Source organism: Providencia sneebia DSM 19967, assembly GCF_000314895.2.
Lineage (GTDB): Bacteria > Pseudomonadota > Gammaproteobacteria > Enterobacterales > Enterobacteriaceae > Providencia > Providencia sneebia.
The window spans coordinates 2,485,384-2,501,958 of the sequence record NZ_CM001773.1 but is presented as its reverse complement, the minus strand read 5'-3'; the positions used below and the strand labels follow the sequence as shown (position 1 = coordinate 2,501,958).

The following is a 16,575-nucleotide window of genomic DNA, read 5'->3' as shown; positions in this document are numbered from 1 at the left end:
TAAGTTTTAACTTTTTATTGCTAATGTTGACAAGAAAGTGGGTAAGTAATTATCAATAACAAAACGCGGGTTTGGCTGCCAATCTTCAAGAAATCCTGCAATATTAAAGCCTGCGCGTATCTGACCACCAATTAAATCTGTTAGAGAATGCCCAAAAACAAAAGCTTCTTGGTTTTGTTGTTTAGTTGCAATTTGTTCCTCAGTTAAATTTTCTATTTCTGAGAATGGCATTGTATATTTGGGCTTAATGATTTGTTGTTCATTAAATTCAGGTGAACGTTCGCCAATAAAAACAATCGGATTATAAAAACTAGATAATAGACGACCATGATCTTTTAAAACTCGATGACACTCTTGCCAAATAGGATTGACATCAGGGACATATAAATTAGAAATAGGGTGAAAAATAATATCAAAGGTGCAATCTGAGAATATTTGTAAATTTCTCATATCACCTTGGATTGTTTTTAGGTGCAGATTATCTCTAATGGCAACTTTTTTATCTTGCTCTAATTGTTTCTCAGAAAGATCAAAAACAACCACATCAGCACCTGCTGCTGCAAGTATAGGTGCTTGTTGACCGCCTGCTGAAGCTAGACATAAAATTTGTTTCCCTTTTATTTCACCTAGCCAATCTTTAGGTAATGCCGTTGGTGTTAAATGAATTTGCCAATTTCCATTTTTAGCTTGTTTGATTGTTTCTGAATCAACAGGAACTGACCAGGGCTGTTGCTGTTGCGCTTGTTTATCCCATGCTTGTTGATTTGCCGTTAAAAAATCAGCCATAAATTTATCTCCTACTTGCTCTATTTTAGTCACTATAACTCTAAATAGTGTAAATGAAAACAATTGTGTACTAATTAGTACATAATTTAGGGTTCTGGTAGGTAATTTATTAAAGTAATAGCTTAATAAAACATATTGATATTTAAGTAATAAGTGGGGAACAGTGAATAATAATGAATTATGAGTTGATGAAATTTATGCTTTTTGGTTGCATAATGCTGTTTTCTATTTCTAGTGTATTGAAAACATGCTTGTTAAATTTTACCCAATACTATTATTGATCATCTCTAATGTATTTATGATGTTTGCTTGGTATGGTCATCTTAAATTTGCAGATAAACCACTTTATAGTGTGATCTTTTTTAGCTGGCTAATTGCATTTGTAGAATATTGTTTTGCCGTCCCTGCTAATCGTTTAGGCCATCAATATTATAGTGCGGCTGAACTAAAAACGATGCAAGAAGTGATAACACTATGTGTCTTTGTTATCTTTTCTGTTCTCTATCTTGGTGAGAGCATTACAGTTAATCATGTGATTGGATTTATTTTAATTTTTGCTGGGGCTTTTTTAATTTTTAAAGGTCCATTCTAAATAAGTTTAGTTAATTTGAATCGTATAATGAGTGAAATGCAGCAGAATAATTACTGTTTAATGCTCACGTATTACAATGAAATAATCTATTTATTCATGGGATTATCGTATTGATATTTTAGAATATCTAGCAGAAAACTGCGTTTATATATAAACACATTTTTTAACTTTAGATTTGCATGGTTATATACTAATTTATATATCGATTGATAAATAAACTGGAATAATAAAATGAATCTTTACATGTTTTATGTGGGTGGAAATGCGGGTAAGTCTAATATTGAAGTTCATGATGTTCAATTTGTAGTCGCTAAAAAACCTGAGGATGCTTGGCCTGCATTACGTGATGCCTGGTTTGGAGATAAGGATAAAATTCATATTGATGGGTACGCCAGTATTAAATGGGTAGATGGTTTTAGGGTTGAATTAAGCCATAAGCCATCTTTAGATAAAAACCGATTATTCTTTGTTAATGTTGGTGGTTATCAATCTACCACGTTAGCTGAATTACACGAGTTTGACTTATTTGTAGCAAAATCTACAAATGAAGCAAAACAAAAGGCGATAAATACGCTATTGGTGACAAGCCAGCAGCAACATAAAGATAATCTTAAAGATGTTGATGATTGTTTGCTTCTTGAACAAGTTGGTGAATATTATATTCATTTAATCGAAGACAAAAATGGTGAGCGATTCAAACCAGAATGGCAAGGATATCAACCAATAGGAATTTAATTACTCTATTTTATATAAATATTTTTTATTCATTTATGAAAACAAGTTGGTAAGTATATTTTATTTACCAACTTGTTCAATTTTATTTTCTAATTGGTGTGAATGTATTTATTTGCTTATTTTTATATTTTGTTATTTAACCTATCTTTTTGAGGTTATTTTATACGTATATTAGATATGATTTTATTTATGGATATGATAATGGTTTATTTCATTAATGTAATATGTTTGTATTATGTTAAGTCTCCATAAAAGAATTTAGCAAGTTTGCTTAGTGAATATATTGATGCTACTGCAATTTCTCTATTATAGTCATTACATAACACAAGTAATCTTTCAATTGCATCCTGTTGTTCTATAGAGCATTTATAATCACCTAATGCATTTATTGCTGCGATCTTTACATCATTATTAGAACCATAAGTGAGTTTGACTAAATTTTCAACGATAGTTTTTTTCATACCTGTAGCTATTTAATATGGAGTGTTTTTTTATTATAAACGTTATGTTTTAAAGTGAAAATATTTTTATTGTGAATGAAATGGTGTTTTTTATTAGTGAAAATGCGTAATTTTAAATGAGTAAACGGATATTTAACTTTTAATATAATTATAATTTAATATAAGTTTATTTTTTTATTTGATTTTATTTTAGTAAATCCTCTTTTATCTAAAATAATTAATTATTATTATGTGAAATTGAATGTTAATAATACAGTCTTGTTTAGATTAGGTTGAGGAATAATATCAAATGCTTAAATTATTGACTGCATGTTGATTATGTCAGTGGTATTTATCGATGACTAAGTATGTTGACTGTTTTTTGATAAGATAATTTGAATTAACAATTATTAATTATATTATTTCCTTTATATTCATCTTAAAGGTATATTCAGTAACACTTTAACTCATTTTGTTCATTCTATTATGTCAAATGCCATTATAATCATCTTTAGTAAACGCATAGCAAAAGGATTCCATGTTGAAACGTGTAAAGACTAAGCTTCTTATTATATTTTTACTGATAGTTGCAGGGTTTTCATATCAATATGCTATAAGCATACATGATTCTGATATTCAGAAAGCTGCTCAACAGTTTGTTGAGCAGAAACTTGCCTCGGCGCAAAAAATTGAATTTGCTGATGTTCGACTTGTGCAACGGAATCAATATAAAGAAGGGGAAGCGGTTCGTGTTTGTGGAAATTATCAAGTAGGTGAGAGCGGCAATATGCTGCCATTTGTCGCAAGCATTGATATTCGGGATGGAAAACTATCGGGGCACAACCAGCTATTATTAAGTGATACGCCAGAAATTCAAGCATCAATAGTAGAGATATGCAAAAAGGAATCAGCCTAATTTTCTTAAGTGCGTAATAAAAATGAGTCTAGTCAGCGTTTGAATTGAGGAATACTATTTATCTACCACACATTTTATAACTATCTTAGTACCCAGCATTAAACTGGGTACTTTTTTTGAATGGCTGCTATTTTGATTTGTTCAAAAGTAACTCAGTCTGAATTTTACATGCTGCAACAGAATCATTGAGAGATTGGGTAAATTCATCTTGGTTTTTAAATTTATCTTTGCTATCGCGAATTGTTTTTATCGCGGAGGTTAAGTTTTTTTGCAGATCAGCTTCATTGGTTTCAAGTTTTACCAAATCGACATTTTTGTTTTTTAGTTGGCTTAATGTGTTAGCCACTAATTCATTGTTACTCTTATCAGAGCTATAGGCTTCGTTTAGAGTCTTACCTGTAACGTCACAAAAATCATTAGCAGTTTGGCTAATATTTAGTGGTTCATTAGCTGCCATTGCGATAACTGGCGCGAAGCATATAGCAAGTAAAAGACGTTTCATGAAAGTACCTCTAGTTTTATACTGAATGAAATTTAATCTTATCGGGGAATGAATTAAGACTACAGCAGAATAAACTGAAAAGGAAGGTTAGGACAAAATTTCGCATTTTGAAACAAAAAAGAGCCAGTAATATACTGGCTGCCATAAATTAGCAAAAGCAATGTAATGAAAATTACGTTATATAATTTATCACATAACGGTAAAAAATAAAGCGTTTTATTAGTTAAATACTGAAATTTACATTAATGATATTTCTCATTTATATAAAACAAAAATATAGGATAGTTTGTTAATTTATAGAGTGAGTTATGTTGATGACTTGTTTTTCATTTGCTTGGGTAAGATAACCTATGGTGATGAGTTTTATTTTTTATCTATAAAGCAAAAGTAGGTCGCTGGGGAAGGTATTTGCGTTAATAATGTTAGTTAGGAGCTATTTTATTAGTTGAAAAGGTATACTGATAATAGACATTTTCAATGAAAATCAATAGCTCCTAATAATAAAGAATACTAGCCTTAAACTATTTGTTTAATCGTGCCTCAAAATAGGCTGTCTATTAATACAAATAATTTGAGTAATTAGTTTGACCAGTGTCCATGGTGTAAAACATCTTCAACTAATTCATGTAGAACGATGTGTACTTCTTTATCATTATGAAAACCTGACGTTTCAAATGTTGTCGCGCCACTATCATGTATAATATATAAGTCACTTCCGGGATAAACTTCTAACACTCTAGCTCTTAACTCATCAGTAAAGGCATCGTAGCTTTTTGCAGGGACGGTACCATCAGAAATTGTAATCGTGATTTTCATGTTTAATCCTTCAGAAAAATGGCCATTTAGCCGTAAAGTTTATTGTGATGGTTAAATATTATCAATGGTCATTTTACGACTTTTTTTGTTGATTTACCTTAAAAAATTAATCTAATGATTAAGTAAGTTTTTATAAATGTTAAAATAGCGACTTTATTAAGCAAAAGTATTATTGAGAATAATAAATTAAGCTAAATGTATTATAGGTTATTCTTATATCATTCCGTAAAATAAATTAAGTAATGGCGAACATATTTTTGCTTGTTTTTTGCTCTTTTAAATATAAGTCGTAAAAAGTAAAAGTTGTTATTTACAATCATCAACTTCTTTATATTAAACACAATGTTGTTAATTTAACGTATTGATATTTAATCAATTATGTTGTGATTCTATTCAATATGAATTAATGGTTTTAATTACTAGGCTGATTTAGTCATTGAAATTTTTTCAAAAAATTGTTTTACATAAAAGATAAAAAAATATAATTTCATTGGCTCGCTTAGTTTGTGAATAAGATTTAGAGAGCTTAAATTACACAAATGAGATTGCGTTACATTGTCTAAATAACATTCTTTCATATTAGCGAGATATGTTACTTGATGTACCTAACATTAATATGTGGTTGCATACTGAACAACATGGGGTTGTCATCAACGAATTTATATACATCATTTTTATATTATAAAATAAGGGGAACAATTTGATAGAATTTATTAATTCATTGAACAATATTGTGTGGGGATCACTTCTTATTTATTTATTGCTTGGTGCTGGTATTTTCTTTACCTTGTTTACAGGATTTATACAGTTCCGCCACTTTGGGCATATGTTTGGTGTACTGCGAAATAGTAATCAAACAAGTAATGAAGGTATTTCTTCATTCCAAGCATTATGTACTAGCTTGGCAGCTAGAGTCGGAACGGGGAATTTAACTGGCGTTGCAATTGCATTAACAGCGGGTGGCCCTGGTGCGATATTTTGGATGTGGGTTGTCGCATTTCTGGGGATGGCAACTTCCTTTATTGAGTCCACGCTTGCACAGCTTTATAAAACGAAAGATGATCAAGGGAATTATCGCGGTGGTCCTGCTTATTATATGCAGAAAGGGCTTAACTTGCGTTGGATGGGCGTTTTATTCTCTATCTTTTTAATTATTGCTTTTGGGCTGGTATTTAATGCTGTACAAGCAAACTCGATTGCAGAAGCAACCGCTGTAGCATTTGATTTTAACCCTCTTTATGTCGGCATTGTTTTAGTCATAATGAGCGGCATTGTGATTTTTGGCGGATTAAAATCAATTGCAAAAGTCGCTGAGTTAATTGTTCCTGTTATGGCAATAGCTTATTTATTATTAGCTTTTTGGGTTGTTGGACATCATATTGAACGATTACCTGAAGTCTTTATGTTAATTATCCGCAATGCGTTTGGTTTACAAGAAGCGGCGGGCGGGGCTATTGGTTATGGTGTAGCTCAAGCCATGACACAAGGCATTCAACGGGGTTTATTCTCAAATGAAGCTGGCATGGGCTCAGCACCTAATGCTGCTGCATCAGCAACACCATATCCACCACATCCTGCTTCTCAGGGCTATGTTCAAATGATGGGGGTATTTATGGATACGATAGTTATTTGTAGCGCGACCGCAATTATCATTCTTTCATCAGGTGTATTAGATAACCCAGTAGAAAAAATTAATGGTATTGAATTGACTCAATTAGCATTGTCATCAGCTGTGGGGAGTTGGGGCGCAACATTTATTGCTATCGCGATTTTCTTCTTTGCCTTCACTTCGATAATTGCCAATTATTCCTATGCTGAAAGTAATTTAGTGTTTCTTGAAAATAACCACACAGCAGGATTATTACTCTTACGTTTAGCCGCATTAGGAATGGTCATGTTTGGTAGTTTGGCTGAGATGCCTTTTATTTGGAAGCTTGCTGATTTATCAATGGGGTTAATGGCGATAATAAATCTAATTGCGATTCTTTTGTTATCGAAAATAGCCTTCAAATTAGCTAAAGATTATAACATGCAAAGAAAAGCCGGTAAAACGCCGACTTTTAATATAGATGATCACCTTGAGCTTAAATTACAGGTTGAAGAGGGGATCTGGGATAAGAAAAGTGTTGAAGAGTGGGTTAATGGAAAGCCGACTCAACAAACTGTTTAAGTAATATAGCCGTATTTGCATAAATTCTGGCCGTTAGTACATTTGGTTTACTAACGGCCTTAATCATTGGGGAATTGCTTATATTGTTGCTAATTCTTTATAATTATCACTAAAAAGTAATAATGCTTGATTTCTAATCAATTGAGCTTTAAGGTTTTTCTCAATATATAAAATATAATCTATTGAGTTGGCTATCTATGAAACTTAAGCAGCATACAGCAACGCTGTACGGTATTATCTCAATTTTATTGTGGAGTACCATGGTTGGGCTTATTCGCAGTGTGAGTGAATATTTCGGACCTGTTGGTGGCGCTGCATTAATCTATACTATCGGTTCTCTGATTTTGGTCGTCATAATGGGTTTGCCAAAAATAATGGCTTATCCTAAACGTTACTTATTCTGGGGCACCTTTTTATTTGTAAGTTATGAGATCTGTTTTGTGCTGGCATTAGGACTGGCAAGTAATCGGCAACAAGCTATTGAGTTAGGAATGGTGAACTATTTATGGCCGAGTTTTACTATTGCCTTAGCGGTTTTCTTTAATCGTCAGAAATTCACTGTATTATTAGGCGTTGGGCTAGTTTTAGCGTTTGCTGGATTATTATGGGTTATTTCTGGTGACCAGCCTATTTCAGTGGGTGCCATCGTTGATAATATAAAAACTAATCCACTTAGCTATTTTCTGGCATTCATTGGGGCAATCCTTTGGTCTTTTTATAGTAATGTGACCAAACGTATTTCTAATGGAAATAATGGCATGGTGCTATTTTTTATTTTAACTGCCATTGGGCTATGGATATTGTTTTTATTTGAACCATCTCAATCATTCATTATTTCATCACATAGCATCATATTGTTATTGATCGCCGCAATTGCCACCGGTGGGGCAAATGCGTTATGGACGTTAGCTGTGATAAGAGGGAATGTTGCTTTATTAGGCACTTTATCCTATTTCACGCCTGTTATTTCGACGGCTTTCTCTTCAATATTATTAAGCACAGCATTAACTCTAGGGTTCTGGCAAGGCGTTGTAATGGTAACAATGGGATCAATTATTTGTTTCTTTGCTACGCAACGTTATATGAAAGCAAAAAAAGTAGCCATTTAAAATAAACAGGCTAATAAAGGCAAATCGTGTAATATTTTTGGCAGTGCATAACACTGCCAACATGTTGGTTATATATTAATAAATTTATTTATGGCGACGGCAACACCATCTTCATTATTCGTGGTGGTAACAAATTTGGCTATATTACGTACATTATCAATTGCATTCCCCATTGCTACAGGGAATTTTGCATATTCCAGCATTTTGATATCATTATTTTGATCGCCAATGCTCATGACTTTATCTGGTGTAATGCCTAATTTTTCACAAATGAGTTGTAATGAAGCCCCTTTACTCGCAGTCTCACTTGAAATTTCCAGAAAATAGGGGCTAGTGCGCATCAACGTATATTTTTTAAATGTCTCTTCAGGAATGTAGCTTATCCCCGTACTTAATTTATCAGGGCAGTCAATCATCATAAATTTAGTAAATTTTAAATCGGGGTCCATTTCATTGGTAGGGCAATAGACGAGTGGGGTATTCGTTAAATAAGCTTCATGAACGGTATAACCACTGATATGTCGATTTGAGGTAAACATGGTATTTTGTGCAAGTACATGCATGTGAACGCCAACTTCTCTCGAGAGTGATTCGAAATATTGGTAGTCTGCAAAATCTAAGAGGTTTTCGATTAAATGGGAACCATCATTAGCTTGATGGATAACACCACCATTATTACTGATACAGTAATCAGTCGCGTTATCGAGACCTAATTCAGCAAGATAGGGGGCTATACCTGAAAATGGGCGTCCTGAAGCAAGAACGATTTGAACACCTCTGTTTTTTGCTTGAATAATGGCTTCTTTGACCGCTGGCGTGATTTGGTGCTGGGCGTTAAGCAAAGTACCATCTAAATCAATCGCTACCAGTTTTATAGACATCAATGCCTCCGAGAGAATATGTAATTTTTATTAATCAACATTACGCTATTTACCACAAATGTAAATTAGCTAAAAAAGAGAAGTTGACAGTAAAAAATCTATTTTTTCTAGTTAACTAACTGTTATTAAATGTTTTTAAATAAACAACACATTATTTGAATGTAATGAAATTACATTAATTTTTTTGTGTTTTAGTTATCTGTAAGCTTATTTATATCCAAAAATGATAAATATAAAAACTCTAGCGGCTAAGCCGCTGAGTAGAGTCGTTCTGCATATTTAATTAATAACAAAAGATATTGAAAAAACTGGAATGTGCTAAGTGATGATGTTTTATTACACAATGTTAGGAATATCAATACAATTAAAGCATCATCACTCGTAGTCGTGAGTTAAGTGTAACGGCTGTTTTACTTCCAGATCAATATGCTGATTCTGCCTAAAATCGAACGGAGTAATACCATACTCCTTACGGAACATATAAGTAAAGTGTGATTGCGATCCGAATCCAAAGTCCAACGCAATATCAAATATAGATTGATTACTATTTCTTAATAGATGAACGGCACCTGCCAGTCGGCGTTGGCGAATATATTTCCCTAAAGAAATTCCCGTTACTTCTTTAAAGATTTTTTGCATATGCCAAAGTGAATAACCCGAATAGGCTGCAAGTTCTTCCAAATGAATAACTCGGCCTAAATGTTCTTCAATCCACTTACTCAACGCATAAACAAGTGCTAAATGATTATCTTGTGGCATCTCAATTAACTATTAAGGTCTAACGACCTTTTTAGAGTGGATTTTGTTCGAGATAGAAGTGTTTTATCTGCATAAGGTCTGAGTCATGATAAATTTATTCATTCAACCCAATCTTATGCATCAACCACTTTTTAGCCGAACCCATAATGCTGATATCGTTATGCAATGGAATGATAAATCTTAGTGTTCAAACTTATGCATACGTTATCAGCATAGCGGTCTTAAAACCAAAATACCGTAAAGTGTTTCAAAAATAAGTATTAAGGATAGATAGACACGATAAAGATAGCAGAAGTATACACAACTTCATTTCATCATGACAAAGGCTGCTTGTGCGATATTGTGTATAACTCGATGAAAAAATGACCATTTAAATACTATTTTTCATAATTAGGTTGATAAGTCAGCATAAAAAGACGATTGCTTATAAATTAATTATTTTATTGTCTTTACGAAATTTCGTTTTGCAACAAGAAATAGAACAAAATTTGTACTCTATAAATGAGGATAGGAATGTGTATTTTCAAGAGTCGCATTTATCTTGCAAATATGTTGAGTCGCCAGTGGATTACTATTTTGAATTTGTCTTTTAATAAGCCATACTAAGCATCCTTTGCATCTTTATTACAGCATTGTTTTGACGCCATTAGATATGGTCGAAATAACATAAGTTATTTGCAATATAAAGTGGAATTATTACGATAACGCCAGCAAAAAACAGAGAAATATAGCTGATCTGATTAGCTGAATAAAAGCGCTGAAATTGTAATGTGTGTCATAAAAGACATCTGTCAGTAATTAATGCAAAGAAGCTGTTTTTTGGCTTTAGGTAGTGTTAACAATAAAATTCAAATAAACTTGCGTGATTATCTTAATTTTGGATGATAACGAACAAGTAATAATAGGATGATAAGGGTAAATTTATGGCGCAAGAGCAGCAGGTGCTAAAGCGGGGATTGAAAAATAGACATATCCAGTTGATTGCTTTAGGTGGTGCAGTAGGAACGGGTCTATTTTTAGGGATTGCTCCAACAATTAAGATGGCGGGTCCTTCTGTACTTTTGGGATATGCATTATGTGGATTTATCGCCTTCTTGATTATGCGTCAGTTAGGCGAAATGATTGTACAAGAACCTGTTGCAGGTTCGTTTAGTCACTTTGCTTATAAATATTGGGGTGGTTTTGCCGGTTTCTTATCGGGTTGGAATTATTGGTTCATGTTTATTCTCGTAGGCATGACGGAACTGACCGCCGCTGGAAAATATATGCAAGATTGGTGGCCTGATTTACCTATTTGGGTCTCTGCTGCTGTTTTCTTTATTGCTGTTAATGCTATTAACTTAATTAATGTTCGTTCTTATGGTGAAACGGAATTTTGGTTTGCATTGATTAAAGTTGTCGCCATTGTCGCAATGATTTTATTTGGTTGTTATTTACTCTTTACTGGCCGTGGTGGTGAGACTGCCGGTGTTGCAAATCTGTGGAAATATGGCGGCTTCTTTGCGAATGATTTTCTAGGATTAGTCATGGCATTGGCCATCATTATGTTTTCTTTTGGTGGCTTAGAGTTAGTGGGAATTACTGCTGCCGAAGCTGAAGATCCTGAGAAAAGCATTCCTAAAGCAATTAACCAAGTTGTATATCGTATTCTTATTTTCTATATCGGTTCTATCACTATTTTGCTTTTGCTCTATCCATGGATTGACCTTAAAGATGATGCAAGTCCATTTTTTATTATTTTTCATAACTTAGGCGATGTCCTTGTTGCTAATGCCCTCAATGTGGTGATGTTGATTGCAGCACTTTCTGTTTACAACAGCGGAGCTTACTGTACTAGCCGGATGCTATTTGGTTTAGCTCAACAAAATAATGCGCCTGAATTTCTAGCTAAAGTAAACCGTGGCGGTGTGCCAGTGATGGCATTAATTGTGTCAGGTATTGTGACATCCGTCGGCATTATCATTAACTTTGTGATGGAAGGTGAAGCATTTGTCTTTTTAATGTCACTTGTGGTTACTACTCTTGTTATTAACTGGATTATGATTTGTATCTCTAACTTAAAGTTTAGAGCGCAAATGAATAAAGAAGGTATTGAAACTAAATTTAAAAGTATTTGGTACCCATTCGGTAATTATCTGTGCCTTGCTTTCCTATCATTAATTTTGATTATTATATTGATGATGGATGGCTTAAGAGTTTCTGTATTGATTATGCCATTATGGATTGGTGTATTGTGGATTGGATATCAATTCTCGGGTACTAAAAAGCAGCAAGATGCTAAAAAAGCAGCAATGATTAATGATAATAAAAATTAATTATTATTTAATTTAAAATAAAAAATGGCCGGCATATCACCGGCCATTTTTATATGAAATGAAATCAACAATACGATAAATAACTTAAATAAATGGGTTATTAACTGCCGATTTTTAATTCATTTATAGATTGAATAATGCACGTTTTACCATTGCCAGCGCAACCAAGCAAAAAGAACATTACCATTGTTGTATGTGCCTGGAATATAGGTAGCTTGAAGCGAAAGCTTATTATATTCCATAGAAACTAAAGGAAGCGGCAACGGAATTGGGATATAAGCGTAGTCATCTCGAGCTGTCACACTTAATGTGAAACCCGCGCCCATTCTAAAGCCATCTAATTCACCTGGTACCCACATTTTTTGGAATGCATACCCCGCAATAGGCTCAACTTTATTGTGCGAATCCATAAATGCCATTGCATATAAAGCATGCCAATCATTATCTTCATCATAGCGATATTTACCTACACCAAAACCCCAAGGTGTTTCATTGTAGCTATTGGTTTTTTCTCTATCATAAGTAAAACGGTTATGCCAAGTTAAGACAGGTAAATAAATATCGTACTGATCGGAATCCCAAGTTTCGGAGACATTTTGAGTGAATTTATCCCACAAGCCGACAGGTTGTTGCTCAGTAGAAGTCGTGGATGAAGCGAAACAAACAGAGGCGGTCATTAAAATGCTACCACCAATAATTTGCTGCAATGCTTTGTTAACTATCATTGTAAATCCGATTCAGGTTAATGCTCATATTGAATAATATTCGTATATTTATTTATGGTGAGCATAAATTTGCTCATATAACGATTATGTTGCTAATTATTCTAGTTTACCTAGGCATAAGATAACAACCTTAATTTTTTATTCTGATAATCAAATTTACCTACAAATTCTATCTAGTTTGTTATTTAGAAAAATGAGATACTTAGAAAGTATTTTTGGCTCGGGGCGTCTATTATTGACTTAACTCCATTTATTTGGATTATAGCGGTACAGACTGAGAAGCACCCGTATTACCTGATCTGGATAATGCCAGCGTAGGGAAGTCGGAAGCGTCTCAATTACTCTTCCTCTATGACCGCTCCTACCTCGCAAAGGAGTGACATCTGTGAATATCAATGCGTTAACAATTGCAGGCACTGACCCTTCTGGGGGCGCAGGGATCCAAGCTGATTTAAAAACATTTTCTGCACTCAAAGCTTACGGCACAAGTGTGATAACTGCGTTAGTTGCTCAGAATACTCAGGGCGTGCAATCTGTTCATGAATTACCTGAATCTTTTGTTGCTGCGCAGTTGGACTCTGTTTTGAGTGATGTTCGGATTGATAGTGCAAAAATAGGCATGCTATTTAACCAAAAGGTCATAGATGTTGTTGCTCAGGCAATCAAGCAGTACGCTATTCCTCATGTTGTTTTAGATACTGTAATGGTTGCTAAAAGTGGCGATCCGCTATTACTACCTGACGCTGTTGAGACAATGCGACGCCAATTATTACCTGTCGTATCTCTTATCACGCCTAATTTACCTGAAGCGGCAGTATTACTTAGTTGCGAGATTGCACAAAATGAAACGCAAATGCTTGAACAAGGACAGAAGTTGCTACAAATGGGGTGTCAGGCCGTGTTAATGAAAGGCGGGCATTTGAGTGATATAGAAAGCCCTGATTGGTTGATGACAGTTGAAGGAGCGTGGCGTTTTAGCTCACCAAGAGTCAATACGCGGCATACACATGGAACTGGGTGTACGTTATCAGCAGCACTTGCAGCTTTAAGGCCGAGGATGAACAGTTGGCAGGAAACGGTTTCTGAGGCAAAACATTATTTACAAATTGCTTTAGAAAATGCGGATAATTTAGACGTCGGGAAAGGAATTGGTCCAGTACACCATTTTCATGCTTGGTGGTAAAACTAAGAAAGATTAGAGCCCAATTAAATGGGCTCCATAATAATAAAAATTAAGCAATTGTGACGTCTTTACTCAGGTATACATCTTGTACTGCATTAATTAAAGCGACACCTTCAGACATGGATTTTTTGAAGGCTTTACGGCCTAAAATTAACCCCATACCGCCAGCACGTTTATTGATTACCGCTGTACGAATAGAGTCACTTAAATCATTTTGCCCAGATGCGCCACCAGAGTTAATTAATCCAGCACGGCCCATATAGCAGTTAGCTAATTGATAGCGAACTAAATCAATTGGGTTTTCGGTTGTCAATTTGCTGTAGACGCGCTCATCAGTATGACCAAAGCCAATGGCGGTATACCCGCCATTATTTTCAGCTAATTTCTGTTTGACAATATCTGCACCAATAGTTGCCGCTAGATGGTTTGCTTGACCCGTTAAGTCAGCACTAGCATGATAATCAACACCGTCTTTTTTAAATGCTGGGTTGCGTAGGTAGGCCCATAAAACAGTCACCATACCTAATTCATGCGCGCGCTCAAAAGCGGCGGAGATTTCTTCAATTTGACGACGTGATTCAATTGAACCGAAGTAAATAGTCGCACCAACCGCAACAGCTCCCATTTCAAACGCTTGTTCAACACTGGCATATAAGGTTTGATCATATTGGGTTGGATAGCTAAGTGTTTCGTTATGATTCAATTTAACCAAAAATGGGATTTTATGCGCATAACGACGTGAAACGGATGCTAATACGCCATATGTTGAAGCTACACAGTTACAGCCAGCTTCTATAGCCAGCTCAACAATGTTCTTTGGATCAAAGTAGAGTGGGTTGGCGGCAAATGAAGCCCCCGCTGAGTGCTCAACACCTTGGTCAACAGGTAGGATAGATAAATATCCCGTTCCTGCTAAACGGCCATGATTGAATAAGGTTTGCATTGAGCGCAGAACTGTATTTGGGCGATCATTATCAATCATGACGCGGTCGACGAAATCAGAGCCGGGTAGGTAGAGATTTTCACGAGGAATAGTTTGGCAACGGTGATCTAAAAGGGTTGAAGCTTCGGAACCTAACAACTTGGCAATATCAGTCATAATATCCTCTATTGAACAAAGGTTATGGAATTGAAACTGTTGATTTTCGAGCAGCTTTCAATACAGCATTAACGAACTTTAGGGTAACATCAATAAACAGCAGTACCCACAAAAAGCAATGCGAGGAAAAACTATTTTCTTAATGTGGCACTGTTGTCTTAACGTAAATGAAACCCTCTTGCTATTAGATCCTACTCACATAATTTAAGATAACAAGCTACATTGAGGCGGTAATCGGCAGTGGATCGCTTCAGGTAGTATTTCAAAGGTGAATCTTTCATCAGTAAGAGGTTCACCATCTAAATTGAATGTCATTTTATGAGGAGAAGAGATAGTGACTTTAGTGGTTTCTTTTTCGATTAAGTGGGCATTTTTTTCATAACTAAATAAATTGGTCAATAAAGCAGGTATAACATCACGCGCAGGGACAACTAATAAATTGAATTTTCCGTCGTTGATTAAAGCATTTGGTGTCAATTGTTGGCCTCCGCCAGCTTGTTTACCATTTCCTACCGCAATAACCAGAGTTTCACCTTCCCAACTAAAATTATCCATTTCAACTTTGCAGTTATCTGTTTTTAATGTATCTGGGCGTAATAGCCCATTAAGTACATAGGCAGCTCCACCGAGGGTCGATTTTAGTGCATCGGGAGTTTCAGTTGTGATACGAGTACCAAAACCGCCAGTCGCCATATTTAAGAAATAGGCATTTTGATTAACTTTGACAATATCGATTGCTTTAGATTGGCCTTTTACCGCCAATTCAAATGCTGAGATGATATTTTTGGGAATGTTAGCGCTGGTTGCAAAATCATTGGCAGTGCCAAGTGGCAATATGCCTATCGTTGGACGTTTATCTTCAGGGAAAAGCATTAGTGCGCTTGAGACGGCGTTGATTGTGCCATCACCACCACCAGCAATAATTGTTTCCACATTCTGAGAAATCGCTTCTTCAATAAACTGGTATGTATCATCCTGTTCCCAAGGAATGCGGACTAAAATGGTGTGCCCATCAGCACGCAGATATTGAATTGCTTTTCTTAATTCAGGGTTCGCAGAGTGTTTTCCATTGAGGATGAGTAAAGCGGAATGTTGTTTTGTCATTAATGCAGATCCTTATGATAAGAAAAGGCGTCAGTGATGAGCTATTCAATACAAGATATAAGGTGGTTATTTAGCCTAAATTGATTCTAGAGTGTCTTTTTGAGTATAAATCAAATCTGCGTTTATTTGATAATCAAAATGATGATAAAAGTCTAAAAATGAGCCATTTTTTATTAATGATTGGATAAAATAGCTTCATTTTTTCCTTTTTGGTAAGGAAAGATTACATAGGGTGTAAAAAGAAATGGCTAGCTCAAGGGAGATTGAGCCAGCCAAGGAGGTGGTTCCTAGTCTTAATATATGACTTTCTAGTTCTTCATTTTCGTGAGTGACTATACGGTATTGAATAGCTAATTGTTGTGATCTATTGCATAAAAATGAATATTCAACGTTATTAAAGGGTGAAGGGCTTTTTTTGATAACTAATTATGAGGTAATAAATA

Annotated in this window: 16 protein-coding genes and 1 riboswitch; of the genes, 7 read left to right on the top strand and 9 right to left on the bottom strand. The window is 34.8% G+C overall.

The window, feature by feature from the left end:
* Window positions 1-6: 6 nt before the first annotated feature.
* Window positions 7-786 (bottom strand): class I SAM-dependent methyltransferase, encoded by a 780-nt coding sequence (locus tag OO7_RS10365; protein WP_008915906.1) that lies wholly within the window; start codon window positions 784-786, stop codon window positions 7-9.
* Window positions 787-1,033: 247 nt separating this feature from the next.
* Between OO7_RS10365 and OO7_RS10360 the strand changes: the two genes are divergently transcribed.
* Window positions 1,034-1,378, top strand: a complete 345-nt coding sequence (locus tag OO7_RS10360) for a DMT family protein (RefSeq protein ID WP_008915905.1) — start codon at window positions 1,034-1,036, stop codon at window positions 1,376-1,378.
* 231 nt (window positions 1,379-1,609) lie between these two features.
* Window positions 1,610-2,113, top strand: a complete 504-nt coding sequence (locus OO7_RS10355; RefSeq protein WP_008915904.1) for a DUF1543 domain-containing protein — start codon at window positions 1,610-1,612, stop codon at window positions 2,111-2,113.
* Between the two features lie 233 nt (window positions 2,114-2,346).
* Here the strand turns inward: OO7_RS10355 and OO7_RS10350 are convergent, their stop codons facing one another.
* On the bottom strand, window positions 2,347-2,574 hold the full coding sequence (locus OO7_RS10350; protein ID WP_008915903.1) for a HEAT repeat domain-containing protein: 228 nt from the start codon (window positions 2,572-2,574) through the stop codon (window positions 2,347-2,349).
* A gap of 517 nt (window positions 2,575-3,091) precedes the next feature.
* On the opposite strand from OO7_RS10350, the gene OO7_RS10345 reads away from it, so the two are divergent.
* Window positions 3,092-3,469, top strand: coding sequence for a hypothetical protein (locus OO7_RS10345; RefSeq protein WP_008915902.1), 378 nt, complete (start codon window positions 3,092-3,094; stop codon window positions 3,467-3,469).
* A 127-nt stretch (window positions 3,470-3,596) separates the two neighbouring features.
* On the opposite strand, the gene OO7_RS10340 is transcribed toward OO7_RS10345, so the two are convergent.
* Window positions 3,597-3,971 (bottom strand): hypothetical protein, encoded by a 375-nt coding sequence (locus OO7_RS10340; RefSeq protein ID WP_008915901.1) that lies wholly within the window; start codon window positions 3,969-3,971, stop codon window positions 3,597-3,599.
* Window positions 3,972-4,550: 579 nt separating this feature from the next.
* Window positions 4,551-4,787 carry a DinI-like family protein gene (locus tag OO7_RS10335; RefSeq protein ID WP_008915900.1) on the bottom strand — a complete coding sequence of 79 codons (237 nt, stop codon included), beginning with the start codon at window positions 4,785-4,787 and terminating at the stop codon, window positions 4,551-4,553.
* Between the two features lie 700 nt (window positions 4,788-5,487).
* Between OO7_RS10335 and OO7_RS10330 the strand changes: the two genes are divergently transcribed.
* Together OO7_RS10330 and yddG are read left to right on the top strand one after the other, a co-directional pair.
* Window positions 5,488-6,957 (top strand): alanine/glycine:cation symporter family protein, encoded by a 1,470-nt coding sequence (locus tag OO7_RS10330; protein ID WP_008915899.1) that lies wholly within the window; start codon window positions 5,488-5,490, stop codon window positions 6,955-6,957.
* A gap of 197 nt (window positions 6,958-7,154) precedes the next feature.
* Complete coding sequence (yddG, locus tag OO7_RS10325; protein WP_043892697.1) at window positions 7,155-8,066, top strand: aromatic amino acid DMT transporter YddG; 912 nt, start codon at window positions 7,155-7,157, stop codon at window positions 8,064-8,066.
* A gap of 68 nt (window positions 8,067-8,134) precedes the next feature.
* On the opposite strand, the gene yidA is transcribed toward yddG, so the two are convergent.
* Both yidA and OO7_RS10315 read right to left on the bottom strand, forming a co-directional pair.
* Window positions 8,135-8,947, bottom strand: a complete 813-nt coding sequence (gene yidA / locus OO7_RS10320) for a sugar-phosphatase (protein ID WP_008915897.1) — start codon at window positions 8,945-8,947, stop codon at window positions 8,135-8,137.
* A 375-nt stretch (window positions 8,948-9,322) separates the two neighbouring features.
* Entirely contained in the window at window positions 9,323-9,706 is a 384-nt protein-coding gene (locus OO7_RS10315; RefSeq protein WP_008915896.1) for a helix-turn-helix domain-containing protein, read from the bottom strand.
* A gap of 923 nt (window positions 9,707-10,629) precedes the next feature.
* Here OO7_RS10315 and OO7_RS10310 point away from each other — a divergent pair.
* Window positions 10,630-12,021, top strand: coding sequence for an amino acid permease (locus tag OO7_RS10310; RefSeq protein ID WP_008915895.1), 1,392 nt, complete (start codon window positions 10,630-10,632; stop codon window positions 12,019-12,021).
* 146 nt (window positions 12,022-12,167) lie between these two features.
* Here the strand turns inward: OO7_RS10310 and pagP are convergent, their stop codons facing one another.
* Window positions 12,168-12,746 carry a lipid IV(A) palmitoyltransferase PagP gene (gene pagP, locus OO7_RS10305; protein ID WP_008915894.1) on the bottom strand — a complete coding sequence of 193 codons (579 nt, stop codon included), beginning with the start codon at window positions 12,744-12,746 and terminating at the stop codon, window positions 12,168-12,170.
* A gap of 211 nt (window positions 12,747-12,957) precedes the next feature.
* A riboswitch (TPP riboswitch) is annotated at window positions 12,958-13,084 on the top strand.
* Between the two features lie 47 nt (window positions 13,085-13,131).
* Here pagP and thiD point away from each other — a divergent pair.
* Entirely contained in the window at window positions 13,132-13,929 is a 798-nt protein-coding gene (thiD, locus tag OO7_RS10300; RefSeq protein ID WP_008915893.1) for a bifunctional hydroxymethylpyrimidine kinase/phosphomethylpyrimidine kinase, read from the top strand.
* Between the two features lie 49 nt (window positions 13,930-13,978).
* On the opposite strand, the gene fbaB is transcribed toward thiD, so the two are convergent.
* Window positions 13,979-15,028 (bottom strand): class I fructose-bisphosphate aldolase, encoded by a 1,050-nt coding sequence (gene fbaB / locus OO7_RS10295; RefSeq protein WP_008915892.1) that lies wholly within the window; start codon window positions 15,026-15,028, stop codon window positions 13,979-13,981.
* A gap of 204 nt (window positions 15,029-15,232) precedes the next feature.
* Window positions 15,233-16,132: a lipid kinase YegS gene (gene yegS / locus OO7_RS10290; protein WP_008915891.1), complete on the bottom strand. Its 900-nt coding sequence runs from the start codon at window positions 16,130-16,132 to the stop codon at window positions 15,233-15,235.
* Between the last annotated feature and the right edge of the window lie 443 nt (window positions 16,133-16,575).